The organism is Martelella lutilitoris, assembly GCF_016598595.1.
GTDB classification, from domain to species: Bacteria; Pseudomonadota; Alphaproteobacteria; order Rhizobiales; family Rhizobiaceae; genus Martelella; species Martelella lutilitoris_A.
On sequence record NZ_CP066786.1, the window covers coordinates 1,894,512 to 1,915,726 of the forward strand.

General features: G+C 63.7%; 21 protein-coding genes. 6 read left to right on the forward strand and 15 right to left on the reverse strand.

Annotated features, from left to right (window positions below; genetic code table 11):
* Position 1 precedes the first annotated feature (1 nt).
* From JET14_RS08970 to JET14_RS08990, 5 genes are all read left to right on the forward strand, one after another.
* Entirely contained in the window at positions 2–1,933 is a 1,932-nt protein-coding gene (locus tag JET14_RS08970) for a bifunctional 5-dehydro-2-deoxygluconokinase/5-dehydro-2-deoxyphosphogluconate aldolase (RefSeq protein WP_200337710.1), read from the forward strand.
* The gene (gene iolD / locus JET14_RS08975; RefSeq protein WP_200337711.1) at positions 1,933–3,762 is read left to right on the forward strand and encodes a 3D-(3,5/4)-trihydroxycyclohexane-1,2-dione acylhydrolase (decyclizing); all 1,830 of its coding nucleotides are present in this window, start codon (positions 1,933–1,935) and stop codon (positions 3,760–3,762) included. Before JET14_RS08970 ends, iolD begins: the two co-directional genes overlap by 1 nt.
* A gap of 29 nt (positions 3,763–3,791) precedes the next feature.
* A complete protein-coding gene (iolE, locus tag JET14_RS08980; protein WP_200337712.1) occupies positions 3,792–4,685 on the forward strand; it encodes a myo-inosose-2 dehydratase in 894 nt (297 codons plus the stop codon).
* Between the two features lie 22 nt (positions 4,686–4,707).
* The gene (gene iolB, locus JET14_RS08985) at positions 4,708–5,508 is read left to right on the forward strand and encodes a 5-deoxy-glucuronate isomerase (protein WP_200337713.1); all 801 of its coding nucleotides are present in this window, start codon (positions 4,708–4,710) and stop codon (positions 5,506–5,508) included.
* A gap of 71 nt (positions 5,509–5,579) precedes the next feature.
* On the forward strand, positions 5,580–6,728 hold the full coding sequence (locus tag JET14_RS08990; RefSeq protein ID WP_200337714.1) for an MFS transporter: 1,149 nt from the start codon (positions 5,580–5,582) through the stop codon (positions 6,726–6,728).
* Between the two features lie 7 nt (positions 6,729–6,735).
* On the opposite strand, the gene JET14_RS08995 is transcribed toward JET14_RS08990, so the two are convergent.
* From JET14_RS08995 to JET14_RS09025, 7 genes are all read right to left on the reverse strand, one after another.
* Entirely contained in the window at positions 6,736–7,296 is a 561-nt protein-coding gene (locus tag JET14_RS08995; RefSeq protein WP_200337715.1) for a DUF1349 domain-containing protein, read from the reverse strand.
* A gap of 20 nt (positions 7,297–7,316) precedes the next feature.
* The gene (locus JET14_RS09000) at positions 7,317–8,060 is read right to left on the reverse strand and encodes an SDR family NAD(P)-dependent oxidoreductase (RefSeq protein ID WP_200337716.1); all 744 of its coding nucleotides are present in this window, start codon (positions 8,058–8,060) and stop codon (positions 7,317–7,319) included.
* A 27-nt stretch (positions 8,061–8,087) separates the two neighbouring features.
* Positions 8,088–9,578 (reverse strand): amidophosphoribosyltransferase, encoded by a 1,491-nt coding sequence (gene purF, locus JET14_RS09005; protein WP_200337717.1) that lies wholly within the window; start codon positions 9,576–9,578, stop codon positions 8,088–8,090.
* A gap of 69 nt (positions 9,579–9,647) precedes the next feature.
* Positions 9,648–10,226, reverse strand: a complete 579-nt coding sequence (locus JET14_RS09010; protein WP_200337718.1) for a CvpA family protein — start codon at positions 10,224–10,226, stop codon at positions 9,648–9,650.
* Between the two features lie 56 nt (positions 10,227–10,282).
* Positions 10,283–11,683 (reverse strand): DNA repair protein RadA, encoded by a 1,401-nt coding sequence (radA, locus tag JET14_RS09015; protein WP_024709523.1) that lies wholly within the window; start codon positions 11,681–11,683, stop codon positions 10,283–10,285.
* Positions 11,684–11,708: 25 nt separating this feature from the next.
* Complete coding sequence (alr, locus tag JET14_RS09020; RefSeq protein WP_200337719.1) at positions 11,709–12,890, reverse strand: alanine racemase; 1,182 nt, start codon at positions 12,888–12,890, stop codon at positions 11,709–11,711.
* Between the two features lie 62 nt (positions 12,891–12,952).
* On the reverse strand, positions 12,953–14,446 hold the full coding sequence (locus tag JET14_RS09025) for a replicative DNA helicase (protein WP_200337720.1): 1,494 nt from the start codon (positions 14,444–14,446) through the stop codon (positions 12,953–12,955).
* Here JET14_RS09025 and JET14_RS09030 point away from each other — a divergent pair.
* Positions 14,436–14,618 carry a hypothetical protein gene (locus JET14_RS09030; protein ID WP_200337721.1) on the forward strand — a complete coding sequence of 61 codons (183 nt, stop codon included), beginning with the start codon at positions 14,436–14,438 and terminating at the stop codon, positions 14,616–14,618. The genes JET14_RS09025 and JET14_RS09030 overlap by 11 nt on opposite strands.
* 92 nt (positions 14,619–14,710) lie before the next feature.
* On the opposite strand, the gene rplI is transcribed toward JET14_RS09030, so the two are convergent.
* The 8 genes from rplI to JET14_RS09070 form a co-directional block, all read right to left on the reverse strand.
* Positions 14,711–15,346: a 50S ribosomal protein L9 gene (rplI, locus tag JET14_RS09035; protein WP_200337722.1), complete on the reverse strand. Its 636-nt coding sequence runs from the start codon at positions 15,344–15,346 to the stop codon at positions 14,711–14,713.
* Entirely contained in the window at positions 15,337–16,338 is a 1,002-nt protein-coding gene (locus JET14_RS09040) for a DUF2232 domain-containing protein (protein ID WP_200337723.1), read from the reverse strand. The genes rplI and JET14_RS09040 overlap by 10 nt, the downstream gene beginning before the upstream one ends.
* Positions 16,339–16,586: 248 nt before the next feature.
* The gene (gene rpsR / locus JET14_RS09045) at positions 16,587–16,835 is read right to left on the reverse strand and encodes a 30S ribosomal protein S18 (protein WP_018062978.1); all 249 of its coding nucleotides are present in this window, start codon (positions 16,833–16,835) and stop codon (positions 16,587–16,589) included.
* A gap of 25 nt (positions 16,836–16,860) precedes the next feature.
* Entirely contained in the window at positions 16,861–17,283 is a 423-nt protein-coding gene (rpsF, locus tag JET14_RS09050; protein WP_200337724.1) for a 30S ribosomal protein S6, read from the reverse strand.
* A gap of 320 nt (positions 17,284–17,603) precedes the next feature.
* Positions 17,604–18,257: a TetR/AcrR family transcriptional regulator gene (locus JET14_RS09055; protein WP_200337725.1), complete on the reverse strand. Its 654-nt coding sequence runs from the start codon at positions 18,255–18,257 to the stop codon at positions 17,604–17,606.
* Positions 18,258–18,290: 33 nt separating this feature from the next.
* Positions 18,291–19,229, reverse strand: coding sequence for a quinone oxidoreductase family protein (locus JET14_RS09060; RefSeq protein WP_200337726.1), 939 nt, complete (start codon positions 19,227–19,229; stop codon positions 18,291–18,293).
* A gap of 68 nt (positions 19,230–19,297) precedes the next feature.
* Positions 19,298–19,999: a BCCT family transporter gene (locus JET14_RS09065; RefSeq protein WP_246750580.1), complete on the reverse strand. Its 702-nt coding sequence runs from the start codon at positions 19,997–19,999 to the stop codon at positions 19,298–19,300.
* Positions 20,000–20,245: 246 nt separating this feature from the next.
* Positions 20,246–21,175 carry a calcium/sodium antiporter gene (locus JET14_RS09070; RefSeq protein WP_200337727.1) on the reverse strand — a complete coding sequence of 310 codons (930 nt, stop codon included), beginning with the start codon at positions 21,173–21,175 and terminating at the stop codon, positions 20,246–20,248.
* Positions 21,176–21,215 lie beyond the last annotated feature (40 nt).

Genomic DNA, 21,215 nt, shown 5'->3' on the forward strand with positions numbered 1-21,215 from the left:
CATGCATGAACTCGATTGTCTCACGATCGGCCGTTCCTCGGTCGACCTTTACGGCGCGCAGGTCGGCGGTCGGCTGGAAGATATGCTGTCCTTCGAGAAATATCTCGGCGGCTCGCCGACCAATATGGCGACGGGCGCGGCGCGTCTCGGGCTGAAATCCGGGCTGATCACCCGCGTCGGCGACGAGCATATGGGCCGCTTCATCCGCGAAGAGCTGGAGCGGGAAGGGGTAGACGTCACCGGCGTCGTCACCGATCCGCAACGGCTCTCCGCGCTGGTGATCCTGGGCATCCGGGACGAGGATCAGTTTCCGCTGATCTTCTATCGTGAGAACTGCGCCGACATGGCGCTCTGCGAAGACGATATCGACGAGGCGCTGATTGCGCGCTCGCGTTCGCTGGTTGCCACCGGCACGCATCTTTCCAACACGCAGACCGAGGCGGCGGTGCTGACGGCGCTGAACCTTGCCCGCAAGCACGGCGCGCGCACCGCGCTCGATATCGACTACCGGCCGAACCTCTGGGGGCTTTCCGGTCACGGCGACGGCGAAAACCGCTTCATTGCGTCCGAGAAAGTGACCGCCAAGCTGCAATCAACGCTGCATCTCTTCGATCTCATCGTCGGCACGGAAGAGGAGTTCCACATTGCCGGCGGCACGACGGATACGCTTGAGGCGCTGAAGAATGTGCGCAAGGTGAGCGCGGCGACGCTGGTGCTGAAGCGTGGCGCCGCCGGAGCCTCCGCCTTCGAGGGCGCTATTCCGGATGATATCGACGGCGGCGTTGCGGGCAGGAGCTTCCGCATCGAGGTCTTCAATGTTCTGGGGGCAGGCGATGGCTTCATGGCCGGGCTCCTGAAGGGATGGCTGACGGATCGGGGCTGGGCCGAGAGCCTGACGATCGCCAATGCCTGCGGCGCCTTCGCCGTTTCGCGCCACGGCTGCACGCCGGCTTATCCCAGCCTGACGGAGCTCGAGTATTTCCTGGCGCATGGCTCGACCACGCTGGCGCTGCGCAAGGACAAGGCGCTGGAACAGTTGCACTGGTCGACCAACCGGCACGGCGACTGGCCGGAAATGCGGGTCTTTGCCTTCGACCACCGGATCCAGCTTGAAGACATGGCCGAGGAGTGCGGGGTTCCGGCCCAAAGGCTGGGCGCCTTCAAGGAACTTTGCCTGAAAGCGGCGCTGGACGTGGCCGACGGCAGGCCGGGGTATGGCATTCTCTGCGACAGCCGGATCGGCCGTTCCTCGCTTTACAAGGCAGCCGGAACCGGTCTCTGGATCGGGCGACCGACCGAATGGCCGGGTTCGCGCCCGCTCACGCTTGAGCCGGAGCTTGGCGAGGACATGGGCGGGCTTGCCGAATGGCCGGCCGAGCATGTGGTCAAGGTCCTGTGCTTCTACCATCCGGACGATGATGCGGCGCTGAAGGCCGAGCAGGAAGCGACGCTGACGCGGCTCTTTGCCGCCGCGCGACGAAACCGGCTGGAATTCCTGATGGAGGTCGTGTCATCAAAGCATGGTGAGACGGATGATATGAGCGCCGCGCGGGTGATCGAGCGGCTTTACGAGATCGGCATCTATCCCGACTGGTGGAAGCTGGAGCCGCTGACAACAGAGGCCGCTTGGTTCAATGTGTGTGCGGCGATCGAGCGCAATGACCGCCATACCCGCGGTATCGTCGTTCTGGGGCTCGATGCCCCGGAAGAGGAACTGGCGGCCAGCTTTGCCGAGGCCGCGCGTTTTCCGCTGGTCAAGGGGTTTGCTGTCGGCCGCTCGATCTTCGCCGACGCGGCGCGGGCCTGGCTCTCCGGCACAATCAGCGACGAAGAGGCCGTGGCCGAAATGACGGGAAAATACCGCAGCTTCTGCCGCTACTGGGACGAGGCCCGGCAGGCTGCGACACAGCATGAAAGAGATGAGGCGTTTTGATGAGAACGATCCGCTTGACCGCCGCGCAGGCACTGGTGCGCTATCTGATTGCCCAGAAGAACGAGGACGGCGATCCCGTCATTCCCGGCTGCTGGGCGATATTCGGCCACGGCAATGTCGCGGCGCTTGGCGAGGCGCTTTATGGCGTGCGCGACAGCTTTCCCACCTGGCGCGGCCATAACGAGCAGACCATGGCGCATGCCGCGATCGCCTATGCCAAGGCGAAGAACCGCCGTCAGGCCATGGCGGTGACGACCTCCATCGGCCCCGGAGCGACCAATATGGTGACGGCCTGCGCGCTCGCCCATGTGAACCGCCTGCCGGTGCTGCTGATACCCGGCGATGTCTTCGCCAGCCGCGCGCCCGATCCGGTGCTGCAGCAGGTCGAGGATTTCGATGACGCGACGGTTTCCGCCAATGACTGCTTCCGTCCCGTCAGCCGCTATTTCGACCGGATCACCCGGCCCGAACAGTTGCTGACCGCACTGCCGCGCGCGCTGTCGACACTGACGGATCCCGAACGCTGCGGTCCCGTCACGCTCTCCTTCTGCCAGGACGTTCAGGCGGAAGCCTTCGACTGGCCGGAAAGCTTCTTCGCCGAAAAGACCTGGCATCAGCGCCGCCCTGCGCCGGATGCGGATGCGCTCGTCCGGGCGGTTGACGCCATCAGGTCTGCCAAACGGCCGCTGATCGTGGCGGGCGGCGGCGTACTTTATTCCGGGGCGACGGAGGCGCTGAAAGCCTTTGCTGAAAAGCATCGGATCCCGGTTGCCGAAACCCAGGCCGGCAAGTCCTCGCTTCCCGCCAGCCACCCGCTCAACCTCGGCTCGATCGGCGTCACCGGCGCGTCGGCTGCCAATGCGGTTGCCGCGGAGGCCGATCTGGTGATCGGGCTTGGCACGCGGTTTCAGGATTTCACCACCGGTTCCTGGTCCGTGTTCAAGAACCCCGCGCGGCGCATTCTGGCGATCAATGTCACGGCCTTCGACAGCTACAAGCATGATGCCCTGCCGCTGGTGGCCGATGCGCGGGTTGCCCTGGAAATGCTGGGCGAGAAGCTGGGCGGGCATCAGGCGCCCGCGATCGATCCCGCTTTGAAAGAGACGTGGATGGCTGCCGTTGCTGCCGCGACCGATGCGCCCGCCGGCAATGCGCTGCCGAGCGACGGGCATGTGATCGGCGCGGTGCAGCGCCAGAGCGGGGTGGATGCGATTGTGGTCTGCGCATCCGGGGGACTTCCGGGCGAGCTGCACAAGCTTTGGCAGGCCGAACGCCCCAATGGCTACCACCTCGACTATGGCTATTCCTGCATGGGCTACGAGATCGCCGGCGGCCTCGGCGTCAAGATGGCGCTGCCGGAGCGCGACGTCATCGTCATGCTCGGCGACGGCTCCTACCTGATGGCCAATTCCGAACTCGCGACCTCCGTCATGCTCGGGCAGAAGATCACCGTCGTCGTGCTCGACAATCGCGGTTTCGGCTGCATCAACCGGCTTCAGCGCGCGACCGGCGGCGAGAGCTTCAACAATCTGATCGATACCGCGCGTCATGTCGTGCCGTCGGATATCGACTTTGCCGCCCATGCCGCCGCCCTTGGCGCGATCGCGGAGAAGGTCGATGGCATCGAAGCGCTGGAGGAAGCGCTGAAGCGCGCCAAGTCCAGCGACCGCAGCCATGTGATCGTGATCGACACCGACCCGATGATCACCACGGAAGCCGGCGGCAACTGGTGGGATGTGGCCGTGCCGGAAGTTTCCGAACGCACGCAAGTGAATGCGGCGCGTGAAAACTATCTGAAGGACCGCGCCCGCCAGCGGGCCTTTGACTGAGTTCCTTTTGCCTTTGAAAGGGTGAAATCATGATCCTCTTCGGAACCAATCCGATCGCCTGGTCGAATGATGACGACCAGAGCCTCGGCGCTGACATCCCGCTTGAAACCTGCCTGTCCGAGACCGCCGAAATCGGGTTTGACGGTATTGAGAAGGGCCACAAGTTCCCGACCGAACCGGAAGCGCTTTCGGCCGTACTCTCCGCCCATGGCCTCAAATTCGTCTCCGGCTGGCACTCGCTGAACCTGCTCACGCATGCGGTTGAAGACGAGAAGGCCGCGATCCGCCCGCACCTCGACTTGCTGAAATCGCAGGGCTCAAAGGTCTGCATCGTCTGCGAGACATCAAATGCCATTCACGGCAATGACGCGCTTGCGCTCTCGGAACGTCCGGTGCTGGACGATGCCGCCTGGGACGGTTTTGCCGCAAAGCTCGATGCGATCGGGGCCTATTGCGCCGAGGATGGCATCGCGCTCGTCTATCACCATCATATGGGCACGATCGTTCAGAGCGAATCCGAGATCGACCGGCTGATGGCGCTGACGGGTCCCGATGTGCATCTTCTGCTCGACACCGGCCACGCGACCTTCGGCGGCGGCGATCCGCAAGCGCTGGCGCGCCGCCATATGGGCCGCGTCCGGCATATCCACGCCAAGAATGTGCGTGGCGAAATCATGAAGCAGGTCCGGGACGAGGGGTTGAGCTTTCTCGAGGGCGTGCGGCGTGGTGTCTTTACCGTGCCTGGCGACGAAGAGGGGATCGTCGATTTCACGCCGGTGCTGAAGATTGCCGCGGAACACGGCTATTCCGGCTGGATCGTGATCGAGGCCGAACAGGACCCCGCCGTGCGCAACCCGTTCAAATATCAGAGTATGGGGCTGAAGGCGCTGAAGGCGGCGGCTGAGGAAGCCGGACTGAATTAGAGAGAAGACGAGGAGAACCGAGATGAGCCGATTGCTGGTCAAGCCGAACGGAACCCATGGCAAGGTTCACGACATCACGCCCGAAAGCGCCGGCTGGGGCTATGTCGGCTTCGGGCTCTATCGCCTTTCCGCCGGAGAGACCGTCTCGGAAAAGACGGAGGACCGCGAGGTCATTCTCGTGCTGGTCGAGGGCAAGGCCGCGATTTCCGGGGCCGGGCAGGACTTCGGCATGCTCGGCAAGCGCATGAACGTGTTCGAGCGGGAAAAGCCTGCCGCCGTCTATGTGCCGGACCATGCCGAATGGGCGGCGAGGGCTGAAACGGACTGCACGCTCGCCGTCTGCTCGGCCCCCGGCAAGGGCGGCCACAAGGCGCAGGTGATCGACAATATCGGCCTGGAAGAGCGCGGCAAGGGCTCAAACACCCGTTTCATTCACCCGATCGCCATGGAAGACCGCGACATCGCCGACAGTCTTCTGGTAACCGAAGTGTTCACGCCGGCGGGCAACTGGTCCTCCTATCCGCCGCACCGGCATGACGAGGATAAATTTCCGGATATGACCTATCTGGAGGAGACCTATTACCACCGACTGAACCCGGCGCAGGGCTTCGGATTCCAGCGGGTCTTCACCGAGGACGGCGAACTGGACGAGACCATGGCTGTGCATGACGGCGAGGTGGTGCTGGTGCCGAAGGGCCATCATCCCTGCGGCGCGCCGCATGGCTATGAGATGTACTATCTGAATGTCATGGCAGGGCCGATGCGCAAATGGCGCTTCAAGAACCATCCGGATCACGACTGGATCGCGAAGCAACAGGCGTGAGGGTCGCGGTTGATTGTCGCCGGTGATCACGGATAATGGCTTGAAGTGAATCACCGCGCATAGGCTTTCCCGTGCATTCTATCCTTCTTCAACGCCTGCGGCTGGCAGCGTTGGTCATCGGCGTGTTCCTGATCGGCGCGAACTCCTTCATTCTCGGGCCTATCCTCGGCGACGTGGCGCGGACGCTCGACGCGGAGCCGGTCGCGGTGACGCGGGCGATCTCCGCTTTCGGGGCGGCGGCCGCCTTTTCGGCCTTTTTTCTTTCCCGCCTGATCGACCGCAACGCCATGCGGGTGGTGCTGGGCGGCGCCGCGCTGGTGCTTGCGCTTGGCTTTGCCGGATCCGCCGCAAGCCCGGCCTGGCAGGCGCTTGCCTTTTTTCAGGCCTTGGCTGGCCTTGCGACGGGCGTGCTGTTGCCGGCGATCTACTCCCAGGCCGTTCGTTCGGCCCCGAGCGGCGAGGGCGCGCGCACCTTCGGCATCGTCCTCTCCGGCTGGTCGCTTTCGCTGATTGTCGGTGTTCCGTTTTCGGCAATGCTGAGCGATGTAATGGACTGGCGGCTTGCCTATGGTGGGCTCGCCGCACTGGCCCTGCTGGCATGCCTCACCTTCGCTCTGACCGGAGACAGACAGCGCCCGGGCAGCGTTGAGGCCGTCCACCGCCGTCGCGACCTGTTCCGCGTTCCCGGCGTCGTCAGCATGCTCTTGACGGGCCTCCTGTTCATGACAGTCTTCTACGGCACCTATGCGCTGCTCGGTCTGAGAATGCGGGAAACGCTCGGCATCGGCGCCGCGGCGGCAAGCCTCGCCGTCATGACATACGGGATCGGGTTCGCCGTCGGCGGCGCGGCGGCCCGCCATGTGGACCGGGCCGGCCCGGCAAGGCTGTTTCCGTTCCTGCTTTGCGGCTCGGCGCTTCTCTATCTGCTGCTCTATCCGGCCACGGAAGCCTATTGGTCATCGCTGGCGGCGACATTCCTGCTCGGCATCTTCAACCATTTCGGGCTGAACCTGACCGTCCTGCTTCTCGCCCAACGCAAGCCTGAAGCCCGCGGAACGCTGATCGGCCTCAACACCACCGCCACCTATATCGCGGTGTTCTTCGGGCCGCTCTTGATGAGCGCTCTCTACGCGGGTATCGGGTTTGTGGCGGTCAGCCTGTGCGGCGGCGTGTGTCTGGTGGTCTGCGCCGGTCTGATGTGGCGCATGCGCCGGGCCTGACTCCCGCTCAGTGCAAGTCGCGCGGGATGGGAGCGCCGACCGAAAAGCCGGAGAAGCGGACCCTCAGTCCCGCCCGTTCCGGCGTGCAGGCCGTCATGCCGATCAGGGCGTCCGAGGCGGGGAAGGGGCAGAGCCTCGCCATCTGCCAGCGGCCGTCGCCGAGATGAAACTGAACGCGCGCGGCGTCATCATGGCGGGTGATGCGGATCGAGACCGGTATCTGCGGGTCTGCGTCAGGTAGCGGAATGACGGACCAGTCCGAGACATCGCGGGTGACGACGGTGGAGAAGTGCATCAGCCCGTCGGTGAACTCGATGCCCGCCTTGATCCAGTGGGTCTCGTCGATCCTGAGGAAGAGGCCGGCCTGATCGTAAAGCGTCTCGTAATCGGCGGTGACGGTCGCGCTGGCCGAGAAATCGCCGGCGACCGGCTCAAGCAGGGCATGGCCGCTGTCGCGGGTAAAGCCGTAGAAGGTCTTGCGCCAGAAATCGGTAGCCTTGTCGGTCACCAGTTCCAGCGTCCCGTTCTCTTCCGACCATTCAGCCGGTTCGTTCAGCCATTGCGCCATCATGTTCCTCCCTGCCGTGCCTATTCCGGCAGGCGATAATCCTTCAGCCGGTCTTCCCGCGAGACGAAAAGCCTGCCGCTCTCCTGAAAGTCGGGGCTGACCAGCGGCACGATCTTTTCCGCCACTTCGCTTGGATGCGGCAGCGTCATCGGGTCCTCGCCGGGGGCCGCCTGCGCGCGCATGGCGGTGCGGGTGCGGCCCGGGTCGAAATTCGTGACCTTGATCGCGGTGTGTGCGGTTTCCGCGGCCCAGGTGCGCCCCAGAACCTCGACGGCGGCCTTGGAGGCGGCATAGGCGCCCCAGAAGGGGCGGCAGGTGTGGGCAACGCCGGAGGAGATCAGCACCGCGCGCCCGGCATCCGACTGCAGCAGGAGCGGTTCGAGCGAACGGATCAGCCGCCACGTCGCCGTCACGTTCACGGCCATCACCTGTTCGAACACCTTGGCTTCCAGATGGGCGAGCGGCGAGACGACGCCGAGGACGGCGGCATTGGCGACCATGATGTCGAGCTTGCCCCAGCGCGTGAAGATCGAGCCGCCGAGCCTGTCGATCGCGCCCATATCGGCAAGGTCCATCGGCACCAGCGTAGCCGAGCCGTTGCCGTCGGCCTTGATCGCGTCGTCGAGTTCCTCGAGCCCGCCGACGGTGCGCGCGCAGGCGATCACATGCGCGCCTTCTTTCGCCAGGGCCAGCGCGGTGAAATAGCCGATGCCGCGCGAGGCGCCGGTGACGACCGCCAGCCGGCCTTCGAGTGACTTGCTCATGATGTTGTCTCCGGACGTGTTCAGGCTTCAGCCGTTGCCGGCCAGAAGCTCGATCTTGGAAAACTCGCCCTCATGCTCCTTGTCGAGCAGGCGGGTCGGATAGTCCCCGGTGAACTGGTGGTCGGTGAACTGCGGCAGGGCGTTGTTGCGCTTCTCGCCGCCGACGGCCATGTAGAGCCCGTCGATCGAGAGAAACTGCAGCGAATCCGCGCCGATGAACTTGCACATGTCGGCGAGCGTCTCGTGGTTGTTGGCAAGCAGCTTGTCTCGGTCGGGCGTGTCGATGCCGTAGAAGTCGGAATGATAGATCATCGGGCTGGCAACGCGGATATGCACTTCTTTCGCCCCGGCCTCGCGCAGCATCTGCACGATCTTCACCGACGTCGTGCCGCGCACGATCGAATCGTCGATCAGCACCACGCGCGCGCCGGCAATCACCGCCTTGTTTGCCGAATGCTTCAGCTTCACGCCAAAGGCGCGGATCTGCTGCGTCGGCTCGATGAAGGTGCGGCCCACATAATGGTTGCGGATGATGCCGAGCTCGAAGGGAATGCCGCTTTCCTGCGCATAGCCGATCGCCGCCGGGGTGCCGCCATCGGGAACGGGCACGACCACGTCGCCCTCGACGGGCGCCTCGCGGGCGAGATTGACGCCCATGTTCTTGCGCGTCTGGTAGACATTGCGGCCGCCGACGATGGAATCGGGGCGGGCGAAATAGACATATTCGAACAGGCAGAGCCGTTCGGGCTGTTTCAGCGCGGGTTTGCGGCTGTCGATGGAGACCGTTCCGTCGGGCTGCAGCTCGCAGATGACGACCTCGCCGTTTTCGACATCGCGGATGAACTTGGCGCCGATAATGTCGAGCGCGCAGGTTTCCGAACAGAAGATCGGCTTGCCGTTCAATTCGCCCATCACCAGCGGGCGGATGCCCGTCGGGTCGCGCGCGGCGATCAGCTTGGTGCGGGTCATCGCGATCATCGAATAGCCGCCTTCCATCTGGCCGATGGCGTCGATGAAGCGGTCGGAGGATGTCTTGGCGCGCGAACGGGCGATCAGGTGCAGCACGACCTCGGTATCCGATGTCGACTGACAGATCGCCCCGTCGGAGATCAGCTTGCGGCGCATGAACAGGCCGTTGGTGAAGTTGCCGTTATGGGCAATGGCGATGCCGCCGACGCCGAGTTCGGCGAACAACGGCTGGACGTTGCGCAGCACCGTTCCGCCGGTCGTGGAGTAACGCACGTGGCCCATGGCCATCGAGCCCTTCAGGCTCTCCAGCATGGCCGGATCGGTGTAGTGGTCGCCTACGAGGCCGAGATGGCGCTCGGAGCGGAACTGCTGGCCGTCATAGGAGACGATGCCGGCCGCTTCCTGGCCGCGATGCTGCAGCGCGTGCAGGCCGAGCGCGGTCAGCGCCGCCGCATCGGGATGGCCAAGAATGCCGAAGACGCCGCATTCCTCGTGCAGCGTATCGTCGTCAAGGCTGAAATCGTCATAGTCGTCGAAACTGGTGGTCATCGCGTGATCCGGAAATGGCTGGGGCAGGGCTCGTGCGAAAGCAGGTTCATCCAGACAGTACTAGAGATATCAGATAGGCCGGGCATCCGGCCGGAACTTCAAAATGGCGTTACCGTCAATCATTGCCAGTAGCCGGCTTTGGTCGCGGTCAAGCGAACTCTCCAACTCCCCGCCGCCGGGCAGATAGGATTCCAGCTTGGCGGCAAGCATGTCGAGCGCGGGTTTCGACTTGGCGTTGCGGATCCAGTCGGGGCTCTGGGCATCGCCGACCAGCCAGTTCCAGAACGCGACGGCCACCGCAAGAATAAGCACGCCGCGCACAAGGCCGAAGACGAAACCGAGAGAACGGTCCAGCACGCCGGCGCGGCTGTCGATAATATAATCCGCAAATCGCGTGGTCACCAGCGAAAGAAGCACAAGCGCGATCAGAAAGATGACGGCGAAGGCGCCGGCCATGGACATGCGCGGATCGTCCAGAAACCCCTCGAATGTCGGCGCAAGAAAAGGATAGCCGACATAGGCGATCGCGGCCGAAAGCCCCCAGGCCAGAAGCGAGAGGATTTCGCGGGAGAAGCCGCGCACCATGGCGAGAAGGGCCGAGAACAGGACAACGCCGAGGACGATCAGATCGAACAGGGTTACTGGCATTCATTGCTCCGCTTGTCGTGGCCCGCACACGCATGGCCGTTGCGCCCGCCGGCGCCTCAATCGCTGTCGTCCGCTGCGGTCTCCGGCTTCATGCCCGCGATATCGGCCACAAGTTCCGGCAAGGCTTCGAGCCCTTTTAGCCCGTTTGCGCTGCCTGGCGCAATTTCCGCCGAACCCGAAGGCAGAACGGCGCGCGAGAAACCAAGCTTTGAGGCTTCCTTCAGCCGTTGCGCGGCATGGGTCACCGGTCGTATCGCTCCCGAAAGACTGACCTCGCCGAAATAGACACAATCGGGCGGGAGAGCAAGTCCGGCGAGCGAGGAAATGAGCGCTGCTGCAACCGCAAGGTCTGCCGCGGGCTCGGTGACGCGGTAGCCGCCGGCAATGTTGAGGTAGACGTCGTGATTGCCGAGCCGGACGCCGCAATGGGCCTCGAGCACGGCCAGGATCATCGAGAGCCTGGCCGAATCCCAGCCGACGACGGCGCGGCGCGGCGTGCCGAGCGAGGTCGGGGCCACCAGCGCCTGCACCTCCACCAGAACCGGCCGCGTGCCCTCCATGCCGGCGAAGACGGCTGCGCCCGGCGCCTTGTCGTTGCGCTCGCCCAGGAAAAGCTCCGAGGGATTGGCCACCTCGCGCAGGCCGGTGTCGCCCATTTCGAACACGCCGATCTCGTCGGTCGGGCCGAAGCGGTTCTTCACCGTTCTCAGGATGCGGTAGTGATGGCCGCGCTCGCCCTCGAAATAAAGCACGGCGTCGACCATGTGCTCGACCACCCGGGGCCCTGCGATCTGTCCCTCCTTGGTCACATGGCCGACGAGCACCATGGCCGTGCCCGTCTGCTTGGCAAAGCGGATCATCGCCTGCACGCCGGTGCGCACCTGGGTCACCGTGCCGGGCGCGGCTTCCGCCTGATCCGACCAGAGCGTCTGGATCGAATCGACGATGACGAGGTCCGGCCGCGGCCCTTCCGCAAGCGTCGCCAGAATGTCCTCGACATTGGTTTCGGCGGCGAGAAGCACCTCGGTATCCGCCGCGCCAAGGCGGCGCGCGCGAAGCCTGACCTGGGCGATCGCCTCTTCGCCCGAGACATAGATCACCCGCTGGTTCTGGCGTGCCAGCGCCGCCGCCGCCTGCATCAGGATCGTCGATTTGCCGATGCCGGGATCGCCGCCGACGAGAACCGCCGAGCCGCGCACGAAGCCGCCGCCGGTCACCCTGTCCAACTCGGCCATCTTGCTCGCGATGCGCGGCGCCTCCTCGCTTTCTCCGTCGAGCTTGACGAGGGCCACGGGCCGGCCCTTCTTCGGTGCGCGGGCCGGACCGCCGCCGATGCCGGCCGAGGGATTTTCCTCGACGATCGTGTTCCAGGCGCCGCAGGCATCGCATCGCCCCGCCCAGCGGGCATGGATGCTGCCGCAATTCTGGCAGATGAACTGGGTCTTCTGTTTGGCCAAGGTCTCTTCTTTGTCGGAAAAAGCGTCAGTCCGGCTGGATATAGCGGCGACGGTAACGCAAGCCAAGGGAGGTGAGCAATTCATACCCGATCGTTCCGGCCGCCGTGGCCGCCTCGTCCAGCGGCAGGTTGGGGCCGATCAGCTCGATATAGTCGCCCACGCGGATTGCCTCCTCCGGAACATCGGTCACGTCATATATGGTCATGTCCATGGTGATCCGCCCGGCAATCGGCACCTTGTGTCCCGCAACAAACCCGAAGCCGCCGGGATTGACGGCATCGCGCAGCGGCGCGCCGGAACCCGAAAGCGACCGATGATAGCCATCGGCATAGCCGGCCGCGGCAATGGCCAGCCGGCTGTCGCGGGAAAGCCGGCAGGTCGCGCCGTAGCTCACGGTTTCGCCTGCGCGGGCATTGCGGATCTGGACGATCCTGGCCTCCGCCCGTGCCGCGGGCCTGAGCTTCCGCGCGGTGCCCGGCTGCGAATCGCCGCCGTAGAGCGCGATCCCGGGACGGGTGAGATCGAAATGATAGTCCGGCCCGAGAAAGATGCCGGCAGAGGCCGACAGGCTGGCCTCGACGCCCTCGAAGGCGGCGGCCGCGATGCGGAACCATTCGAGCTGCTTTTTGTTCATCGGCGAGGCGGGATCGTCCGCGCAGGCAAGATGGGAGAGGATGAGCACGGGTTCGAAGCTCGCCGGCCGCGAGACATCGCCGGCAAGCGCCAGCGCTTCCTCCACGGTGAGGCCGAGCCGGTTGAAGCCGGTGTCGACCTGAAGCGCGCAGGGGTAATCGCCATATTCCGCGACCGCCGCGAAGAAAAAGGAGAGCTGTTCGGTGCTCGCCAATACCGGCACGAGATCATGTTCGAAAAAGAGCTCTTCCGTACCGGGCCACATGCCGGAGAGGACGAAGATGCGGGCATCGGGCGCAAACCGCCTGAGCGTCGCGCCCTCATCCGGCACGGCGACGAAAAAATCGGCAGCGCCCGCGCCGTAAAGCGCTTCGCCGACATCCTCGATCCCGAGACCGTAGCCATCGGCCTTGACCACGGCCGCCGTCCGGGCGCTGCCGGAGAGCGTGCGCATGGTCTTCCAGTTGCTGACAATGGCGCCGAGATCGACGCTCAGCCGGGCGGGAGCCGCCGAAAAGGGGATTTCCCCTTCCTGCAGCGGTTCATCGTTGAGATCGTTCGAAAATTCAGACATGAAATCGCCGTTTATTGCAGAATCTCGGCAATCATAGCGCGTTCACGCCATTTCGCCCATGCCTAATCGTCGAAACTCGCATAGGACGGGTCGGCAAGATCCGCAAAGCGGGTATAGGCGGCCTGGAAGGCGAGGTTTGCCGTGCCCGTCGGGCCGTGACGCTGCTTGGCGATGATGACGTCGGCCGTCCCGCGCACCTTCTCGTATTTCATCTTCCACTCGTCATAGGCCGGATCGTCAGGGTCGCGCGGCTCGAGGTTCTGGACGTAATACTCCTCGCGGTAGACGAACAGCACGACGTCCGCGTCCTGCTCGATCGAGCCCGATTCGCGCAGGTCGGAAAGCTGTGGTCGCTTGTCGTCCCGGTTTTCCACCTGGCGGGAAAGCTGTGAGAGCGCGATGATCGGCACGTTCAGTTCCTTGGCGAGCGCCTTCAGCCCGGTGGTGATCTCGGTCACCTCCTGCACGCGGTTCTCGCCGGATTTCTTCGAACCCGTCATCAGCTGCACATAGTCGACCACGAGCAAATCGAGGCCGCGCTGGCGCTTCAGCCGGCGGGCGCGGGCGGAAAGCTGGGCGATCGAGATGCCGCCGGTCTGGTCGATATAGAGCGGAACCTTCTGCATGGTCTGCGAACAGGCGACCAGCTTGTCGAAATCGGCCTCGGTGATGTCGCCGCGCCGGATTTTCGAAGACGAGACTTCCGTCTGCTCGGAGATGATACGGGTGGCGAGCTGTTCGCCGGACATTTCGAGCGAGTAGAAGGCGACGACGCCGCCCTGTTTCGCCTCGACCGTGCCATCGGGCAGGACTTCCGGCTCATAGGCGGAGGCGACGTTCCAGGCGATGTTGGTGGCGAGCGAGGTTTTGCCCATGCCCGGACGTCCGGCGAGGATGATCAGGTCCGAGCGCTGCAGACCGCCCATCTTGGCGTCGAGCGTGTTGAGGCCGGTGGAGATGCCGGAGAGATGGCCATCGCTTTCAAACGCCTTGCTCGCCATGTCGATGGCGATCGTCACGGCGTTCTCGAAGGACTGGAAGCCGCCCTCATAGCGACCGGTCTCGGCCAGCGCGAACAGCTTGCGCTCGGTGTCCTCGATCTGCTCGGACGGCGGCAGGTCGATCGGCGCATCATAGGCGGTGTTGACGATATCCTCGCCGATCTCGATCAGCTGCCGCCGCAGCGCCAGGTCGTAGATGGTGCGGCCATAGTCTTCCGCATTGATGATGGTGACGGCCTCGGCGGCTAGCCGCGCGAGATATTGCGCCACCGTCAGGTCGCCGACCTTCACGTCGGAGGGCAGATGGGTCTTGAGCGTGATCGTGTTGGCGATCTTGTCCATGCGGATCGTATCGCCGGCAAGCTCGTAGATCCTGCGGTGCAGCGGCTCGTAGAAATGCTCCGGCTTCAGGAAGTCCGACACGCGGTAGAAGGCGCTGTTGTTGACGAGAATCGCGCCGAGCAGGGCCTGCTCGACTTCCAGATTGTTCGGCGCCTCACGCGTCTGCTGCGCGCCGGGCGTCTGGAAGGAAAGGGAAGGCGCGATGTCATTCATGATCGGTCTTTTCTCGGTGTCCTGGGACTGGCTTGGCAAACTATCACTAGCGGATCATCCGCACCCGCTCACCGTCATCGCGATCACATTCTCCAGTCTTGCCCGCAATCCACAGGGCGCAGGGCCAGACAAAAGCGGACGAGGCGAAAACAGGCCGTCGACCTTGACATGATTCGGATGTGTGAAGGTACATGATACCACAGAAAAGCCCGGCCTCCTGTGCGGAAGGCCGGGCCCTTGATATCCGAAGCTTCAAGCCGCCGATCAGGCGTTCTTGACTTCCTCTTCGCCTTCTTCCTCGCCAGCGGCTTCGGCTTCTTCGCCTTCGTCCTCGTCGAGGTCGTAGTCGGCATCGGGGTTGAAGAAGTCTTCCGGACGCAGCGCGTCCTCATCGACGCCGTAGATGGCGTCAGCGGAGGTGAGGTCTTCACCCTTGAGCTGCCGCTCGGCTTCCTCGGCGGTGCGGGCGACGTTCAGCTCGACGGTGACATAGACTTCCGCGTGGAGCTGGACTTCGACCTTGTGCAGACCGACCGTCTTGATCGGGTGGTTGAGAACCACCTGGTTGCGGGAGATCTTGTAGCCTTCCTCGCCGAGGATCTCGACGATGTCGCGGGTTGCGACCGAACCGTAGAGCTGGCCGGTTTCGCCGGCGGAGCGAACAACGATGAAGGACTTGCCGTCAAGCGTGTCGGCAACCTTCTGGGCTTCGTTGCGGCGCTCGAGGTTACGGGCTTCCAGCACAGCGCGCTCGGCTTCGAAACGGGCCTTGTTGGCGGCGTTGGCGCGCAGCGCGCGGCCGGTCGGCAGCAGGTAGTTACGGGCATAGCCATCGCGAACCTTCACGGTTTCGCCCATCTGGCCAAGCTTGGCGATGCGTTCAAGCAGGATTACGTCCATGGGTTGTTCCTTTCGTTGTCGTCTGTGTCGTCGTCATTTCCGGGCGGATTTGCTCCCGGCGAGAGAGCAATGGCCCGCCGTGTGTCGAGAAGACCCATCACCACGAAGATCAGGGCCGGGAAGGTGAAAATCAGCGAAAGATAGGAGAGGATGATGACCGGCACGCCCCAGCTCTGGCCGCGCGCGGCCAGATGCATGCGGGCAAGGCCGGCCAGCAGGAAGCCGCCGCCGAAGGCGCCGAGGCAGGCCGCGCCGATGAGGCCGATCGTTCCGCCGAAAAAGGTCGCGACCAGCGCCGCGAGAAACACGAAGATGGCATTGCGATGCATGCGCAGCGATTTCGCCACATCCTCGCGCGGCCGGCTCGTCAGCCCCGACGCAATCGCGATCCGCGCGGCGAAATGATAGGCGACGAACAGCAGGATGACCGAGGTCGCGCCCTGGACGATCGGCAGCATGACCACGAACATCGACTTGAACTGCGCCACCAGCGCCGCGTCGGCGGCAAGGTCCGGGTTCTGCATCGCCAGCGCCTGCATGAAGGCGTCGATCAGTTCGCCCGTCGCATCGGGTCCGTATCCGGCGGCAAAGCCGAGAACGATCAGCGCCAGCGTGATGACGGCGCAAAGATGCATGAGGATATCGGAAAGCGGGTACCAGGCGGTCAGGCCTTCCGGGCCGCCGATCTCGCTTGCCGGGCGCGCCAGGTTGCCGAGATGGCTGAGCCAGCCGGCGGGCACAAGGGTGATGGCGAGCGTGTAGAGAGCGAAGAATGGCGAGACCATGGTCGCGCCGAGTCCGCCTGCCACGATGATCGCCGCGATGGCGGCGGCATTGCCCCAGCCGAGGCCGGCAATCAGGATCGGAAGGGCGGAGGCGGCGGAAAGCAGCGTTGAAAACAGCGCGTTGAAACTCGCGGCATAAGCGAGCATGAAGCCCGCGACGCCGGCAAGCGCGCCGATCAGCACTGTCTTTGCATTGAGTGTTTTCATCCGCTGTCCTGCCCTTCGAGCAGTTAGGGAAATCAAGTTTCCCAACCTGGGTTCAATTTTCTGGCTGCTGCGCGCCCACCGCGCCGGAGCCAATCTCTCTTGTGTCATGCTCGGGCTTGACCCGAGCATCCATGACGCCCGGAAAACCTGGCCTGGATCCTCGGGTTAAGCCCGAGGATGACACAGAGAACACGGAGGGCGGGGAGCGCGAAGGCCGGCCCCGCCCGCCAAAACCTTGAAGCCGAACCTTACGAAACGACGTAGGGCAGGAGGCCGAGGAAGCGGGCGCGCTTGATGGCGCGGGCGAGTTCACGCTGCTTCTTCTGGCTGACGGCCGTGATGCGGGACGGAACGATCTTGCCGCGCTCGGAAATGTAGCGTTGCAGCAGACGAACGTCCTTGTAATCGATCTTCGGAGCGTTGGCGCCGGAGAAGGGGCAGGTCTTGCGACGACGGTTGAACGGACGACGCGTCGGGATGGAGGCGATAGCTACCATGATAAAAACTCCTTAAATCTCGCAATCAGCTGCGCGGACGGCGATCGCCGCGGTCGCCACGATCACCGCGGTCGCCACGATCGCGGTTGTCACGGCCGCCGTCGCGGCGCGGACGGTCGTCGCGGTCGCGCTTCTGCATCATGGCCGAGGGGCCTTCCTCATGCGCTTCGACCTTGACGGTCATGTAGCGCAGGATGTCCTCGTTGATGCGCATCTGGCGTTCCATCTCGTGGATCGCGGCAGCCGGCGCGTCGATGTCCATCAGCGCGTAATGCGCCTTGCGGTTCTTCTTGATGCGGTAGGTGAGGGACTTCAGGCCCCAGTTCTCGATACGGCCGACCTTGCCGCCATGCTCTTCGATCAGTCCCTTGTACTGCTCGACGATGCCGTCAACCTGCTGCGCCGTAATGTCCTGGCGGGCCAGGAACACGTGTTCGTAAAGTGCCATTGATATTTGCCTTTCTTGCGTTTCCAGGACCCGGACTTCGGCGGCTAAGCCTCAACGACTGCTCCTGAGGGGAAAACCCGGCAAGAAAAGCGTTAGACGAGACGGTCGAGAGCGGCGACACGGGAGGCAGGCGTCTTTTACGCGCCAAGCGTTCTCGCCACGGCGAAAACAGCCCTCCGTTCAGCCACCAGCCTGAAGACCGGACCTTTGGATGAGCGGCTTATACGGATTTTCGGGCCGAATGCAAGGGGGAGGGACAAAAGGCCCGTCGCTGCGCGCTTCCCGGCTGCTGCCGGCACGGGAAACAACGGAATGCTTCGTCATCCGACTTTCGATCCAACTCCCGTATTGCGAGAAGTGGCCGCTTCGCCAGAGAGTCCGAGTTCAATCATGTCGATCAATTGGTCGCCGGCCGTCGCGATGCTGAAACCAGGATCGGCCAGCCAGCTGTCAATGAGTCCGCAAATACCGGCAGCGATGAGCAGACTGGCGATTTCGGGACTGACGTTGCTTCGGATCTCGGCTGACCGAATGCCCTCCCTTATGTGGCTTGCCAGGAGAGCGAGGGTTTTGTCGCGCAAGCTCGCTATATCCTCGGACAAGGCCTGGTCTCTTCGGGCGTCTGCCAGGACGACATGGGTCGCGAGCCCCCGTGAGGGATGCGCATGGAGCTGTGCCAGCACCGCTCGCGTAATCTCGAGAACAGCATCGAGCCCCGAAACGGAGCCTGCCGAGGCAAGCGTCTGATCAAACTCGATCGCCACGTGTGATGCCAGCGCCTTGAGATACTGTTCCCGCGAGCCGAAGTGATGGGCAGGCAATCCCCGGCTATAGCCGGCGCTTCTGCCAACTTCGGTTAATGTCAGCTTCTCGGGGCCGTGCTCGGCGACAAGGCGCATGCCGGCGGCAAGCATGCGTTGTTCCGACTCGTCCCGACGCTCTTCCTGCGTTTGCCGAACACGGCCTTCTTTCATGGCTGGACCTCACTGCCGCGTATTGAGCACTTTCTACGGCTGTATCACGATCTTGCCAAAAATGCCTCCTGACTCCAGCATCTCATGCGCCTGTGGCGCCTGATGGAGGGGAAGTATCTGAGCGATCAGCGGGCGAAGCGCTCCGCCTGCGGCCTCGGAGAAAATATCTTCTGCCGCGGAGACCAATTCGTCGTCGCGCACCGAATCAAGGCTGAACAGCGAATAGGTGAGCGACCTTGAAAAGTTCTGCAGCATGACGCGATCAATGCCGGAGGGCGGAAAACCGGCAGCCGCGCCGTTCACAAGGTAACGTCCGTTCGGCTTCAGGGCTGCGACCATATCGGGTCCATCGTCGCCGGCTACGGGGTCGATGATGACGTCAAAGGGACCGTCGGGCCGGGCGCCGGTGCCCCGCCGTATGACATGCTCGGCCCCGAGGGCTCCGACACGATCGGCGGCGGCGGCGTTCGTCAGGGCGGTTACAACCGCTCCTGAATTCACGGCCATCTGGACCGTCATGGAACCGATGCCGCCGCTGGCCCCTCGGACTAGGACGCTTTCGCCGGCCTGAAGTCGCGCTCGCCTGAGGCTGAAGCGTGCCACCAATGCACTCGTTCCGAGGGAAACGGCCGCCGCGGCAGAAACGTTTTCAGGCAGCACGACCATCCTGCTGGCCCGGGCAACAAATTGCTGGGCATAACCGCCCTGACCCAGGGCGAAGACGCGTTTTCCAACGAGCGCGGCGTCAACCCCTGCGCCAACGCGGGCAACCGTGCCCGCGACCTCCACGCCCGGAACAAAACCGGGCAGAGTGCCACCTAAAAGGCCCCTGCGCTGCAGGACGTCCAAGAGCCCTACGCCGGCCGCCTCGACATCGATAACGATCTCGCCCTCGTTCGCTGAAGGCGCGGGTAGGCTTGCAAGACACAGTTGATCGGCTGCGCCGAACTCTTTCACAATGATCGCCCGCATATTGAAATTCCTCGGTTAAGTTTCTTGCTTGTTATACTAACAAGTTTCCTATTGCAAGCTCTCTCCATTCATGCCGGTCCAATGCGGCGGACGGGCGCGCGGCGGCGTTCCTGAAAAACGAACCGGACCGGTATCGTGTCGATTCGGATCGAAGAAGCCGACGGCGCGGAAATTGCTGCTTTTGCAGTCAATCTGACAACGGCAACAACGCTAAGGACATCCGCCGTCGTTGCGGCAGCTTCGGCGGATCTGCCCGAGAAAAGCCCGCGCAGCGGCGTCGAGATCAGCGGCGGCTTGTCGAGACGGAACGTGAAATAGGCGATGACAAGAGCGCACACGCCGTAGATCGACCAGACGTGCAGACCCCAGTGCAGGTTGGTGATCACGAGCGCCTGGCGCGCGGCTTCCGCCGATCCGCCGACGCCGACCGGCGGGTTCTCGAAATGGGTTACCGGTTCGGCAACACCCCAGAAGAGAAGCCCTGCGCCCATGCCGCCGGCAAACAGCATCGCGATCCGGGATGAATAGGAAAATTCCGGCTTCTCGTCATCCTTGCCGAGCCGGATGTTGCCGTAGGGGCCAAGGGCGAGAAAGGCGGCGAGAATCACGAAACCCGAACACAGACCAAGCCACCACCAGCTGGCGCCGATCATGAAATAGCTGGTGAAGCCCAGAACGCTCGCCGCCATCTGCTCAGGCGCAAGCACCCCCCATGCGCCAATCGGCAGACAGAGAAGCAGTGAAATGATGACGGTCTTGTTGATTTGCACGATCGAGCAGCCCCCGGTTTTGCCCGTCGCAGGCGGAAGCGACCTGTGACATCCATCCTGTTTCTGTCCCAACATGTGAGTAAGCAGGAGACAACCGAAGGGCGTAAATTGGGTGCCGAGCCTGGCGCCGATTAGGCAAAGCCGGGTTAACACGCGCAGGCCGACGCGCGAACATATTGCCGCCTGCACGACATGCGAGCACGTGACTGAATCGGGGGATGAAATTCGAGGCCGCTGAAGCCTTTGTCAAACGAGATAGGCGATATACCCCGCATAAACCACCACCATCACCACGCCCGTCGCCCGGTGAAACTTCGGCGCGAAGAACAGCATCCCCGCGAAAAACACGCTTGCCGCCAGCATTACCGGCACGTCAAGCGTGGCGAAGCCGTCTGATACCGGCAGCGGCGCGATGGCCGCGGTGGCGCCGAGGATGCAGAGCGTGTTGAAGATACAGGAGCCGGTGACGTTGCCGATAGCGACATCGGAATGGCGGCGGGTCGCGGCGACGACGGCGGTCGCCAGTTCCGGCAGGCTGGTGCCGACGGCGACGACAGTGAGCCCGACAACGGCATCCGACACGCCGAAATGGGCGGCAAGCTCGGTCGCGCCGCGGATCAGGAATTCCGCGCCGAAAAGCAGAACGATGAGGCCCGCCACGATCAGCAATCCCATCTTCCACACCGGCATGGCCTCGACATCGACTTCGACGTCGTCATTCAGGCTTGCGCCGGTCCTGCGCGCCCACATGTAGGTGCGCAAAAGATACAGGGCGAGGATTGCCAGCAGCATGATGCCCGCGAGGCGACCGATCACCTCGTACTGGACAAGAAAAAGAAGGACAACGGCTGACGCTACCATGGTCGCCGCGTCGCGCCGGACGGAGCGGTCCCAGCCGGCAATCGGGAAAATGACGGCAGCAAGACCGACGATCAGCAGGATATTGGCGATGTTGGAGCCGACGACATTGCCGAGCGCGATGCCGGGCGCGCCGGTGAGCGCGGCCCTGACCGAGACCAGCAGTTCCGGCAGCGATGTGCCGAAGCCGACGATGACGAGCGATGCGATCAGGGGTGAAATGCCGATCCGCCGCGCCGTGGCCACCGCGCCGGAGACCAGCCATTCCGCGCCGAAGTAAAGTCCGAGGAGGCCGAGCGTTATGTAGAGGTAGTCCAAGTTCCGGTCCCTGTCCCTGCCAGGCCGGTTGATAAACCGG

Bases quoted from the DNA above. Each gene is read 5' to 3' on its own strand.
- JET14_RS09010 (WP_200337718.1), bottom strand. From the start codon at position 10,226: ATGCCAGTAACCCTGTTCGATCTGATCGTCCTCGGCGTTGTCCTGTTC.
- alr (WP_200337719.1), bottom strand. From the start codon at position 12,890: ATGTCTGAATTTTCGAACGATCTCAACGATGAACCGCTGCAGGAAGGG.
- JET14_RS09025 (WP_200337720.1), bottom strand. From the start codon at position 14,446: ATGAATGACATCGCGCCTTCCCTTTCCTTCCAGACGCCCGGCGCGCAG.
- JET14_RS09040 (WP_200337723.1), bottom strand. From the start codon at position 16,338: ATGAAAACACTCAATGCAAAGACAGTGCTGATCGGCGCGCTTGCCGGC.
- JET14_RS09030 (WP_200337721.1), top strand. From the start codon at position 14,436: ATGTCATTCATGATCGGTCTTTTCTCGGTGTCCTGGGACTGGCTTGGC.
- JET14_RS08995 (WP_200337715.1), bottom strand. From the start codon at position 7,296: ATGGCGCAATGGCTGAACGAACCGGCTGAATGGTCGGAAGAGAACGGG.
- JET14_RS09055 (WP_200337725.1), bottom strand. From the start codon at position 18,257: ATGAAAGAAGGCCGTGTTCGGCAAACGCAGGAAGAGCGTCGGGACGAG.
- rpsF (WP_200337724.1), bottom strand. From the start codon at position 17,283: ATGGCACTTTACGAACACGTGTTCCTGGCCCGCCAGGACATTACGGCG.
- iolB (WP_200337713.1), top strand. From the start codon at position 4,708: ATGAGCCGATTGCTGGTCAAGCCGAACGGAACCCATGGCAAGGTTCAC.
- rpsR (WP_018062978.1), bottom strand. From the start codon at position 16,835: ATGGTAGCTATCGCCTCCATCCCGACGCGTCGTCCGTTCAACCGTCGT.
- JET14_RS08970 (WP_200337710.1), top strand. From the start codon at position 2: ATGCATGAACTCGATTGTCTCACGATCGGCCGTTCCTCGGTCGACCTT.
- iolD (WP_200337711.1), top strand. From the start codon at position 1,933: ATGAGAACGATCCGCTTGACCGCCGCGCAGGCACTGGTGCGCTATCTG.
- JET14_RS09000 (WP_200337716.1), bottom strand. From the start codon at position 8,060: ATGAGCAAGTCACTCGAAGGCCGGCTGGCGGTCGTCACCGGCGCCTCG.
- purF (WP_200337717.1), bottom strand. From the start codon at position 9,578: ATGACCACCAGTTTCGACGACTATGACGATTTCAGCCTTGACGACGAT.
- JET14_RS09060 (WP_200337726.1), bottom strand. From the start codon at position 19,229: ATGCGGGCGATCATTGTGAAAGAGTTCGGCGCAGCCGATCAACTGTGT.
- rplI (WP_200337722.1), bottom strand. From the start codon at position 15,346: ATGGACGTAATCCTGCTTGAACGCATCGCCAAGCTTGGCCAGATGGGC.
- iolE (WP_200337712.1), top strand. From the start codon at position 3,792: ATGATCCTCTTCGGAACCAATCCGATCGCCTGGTCGAATGATGACGAC.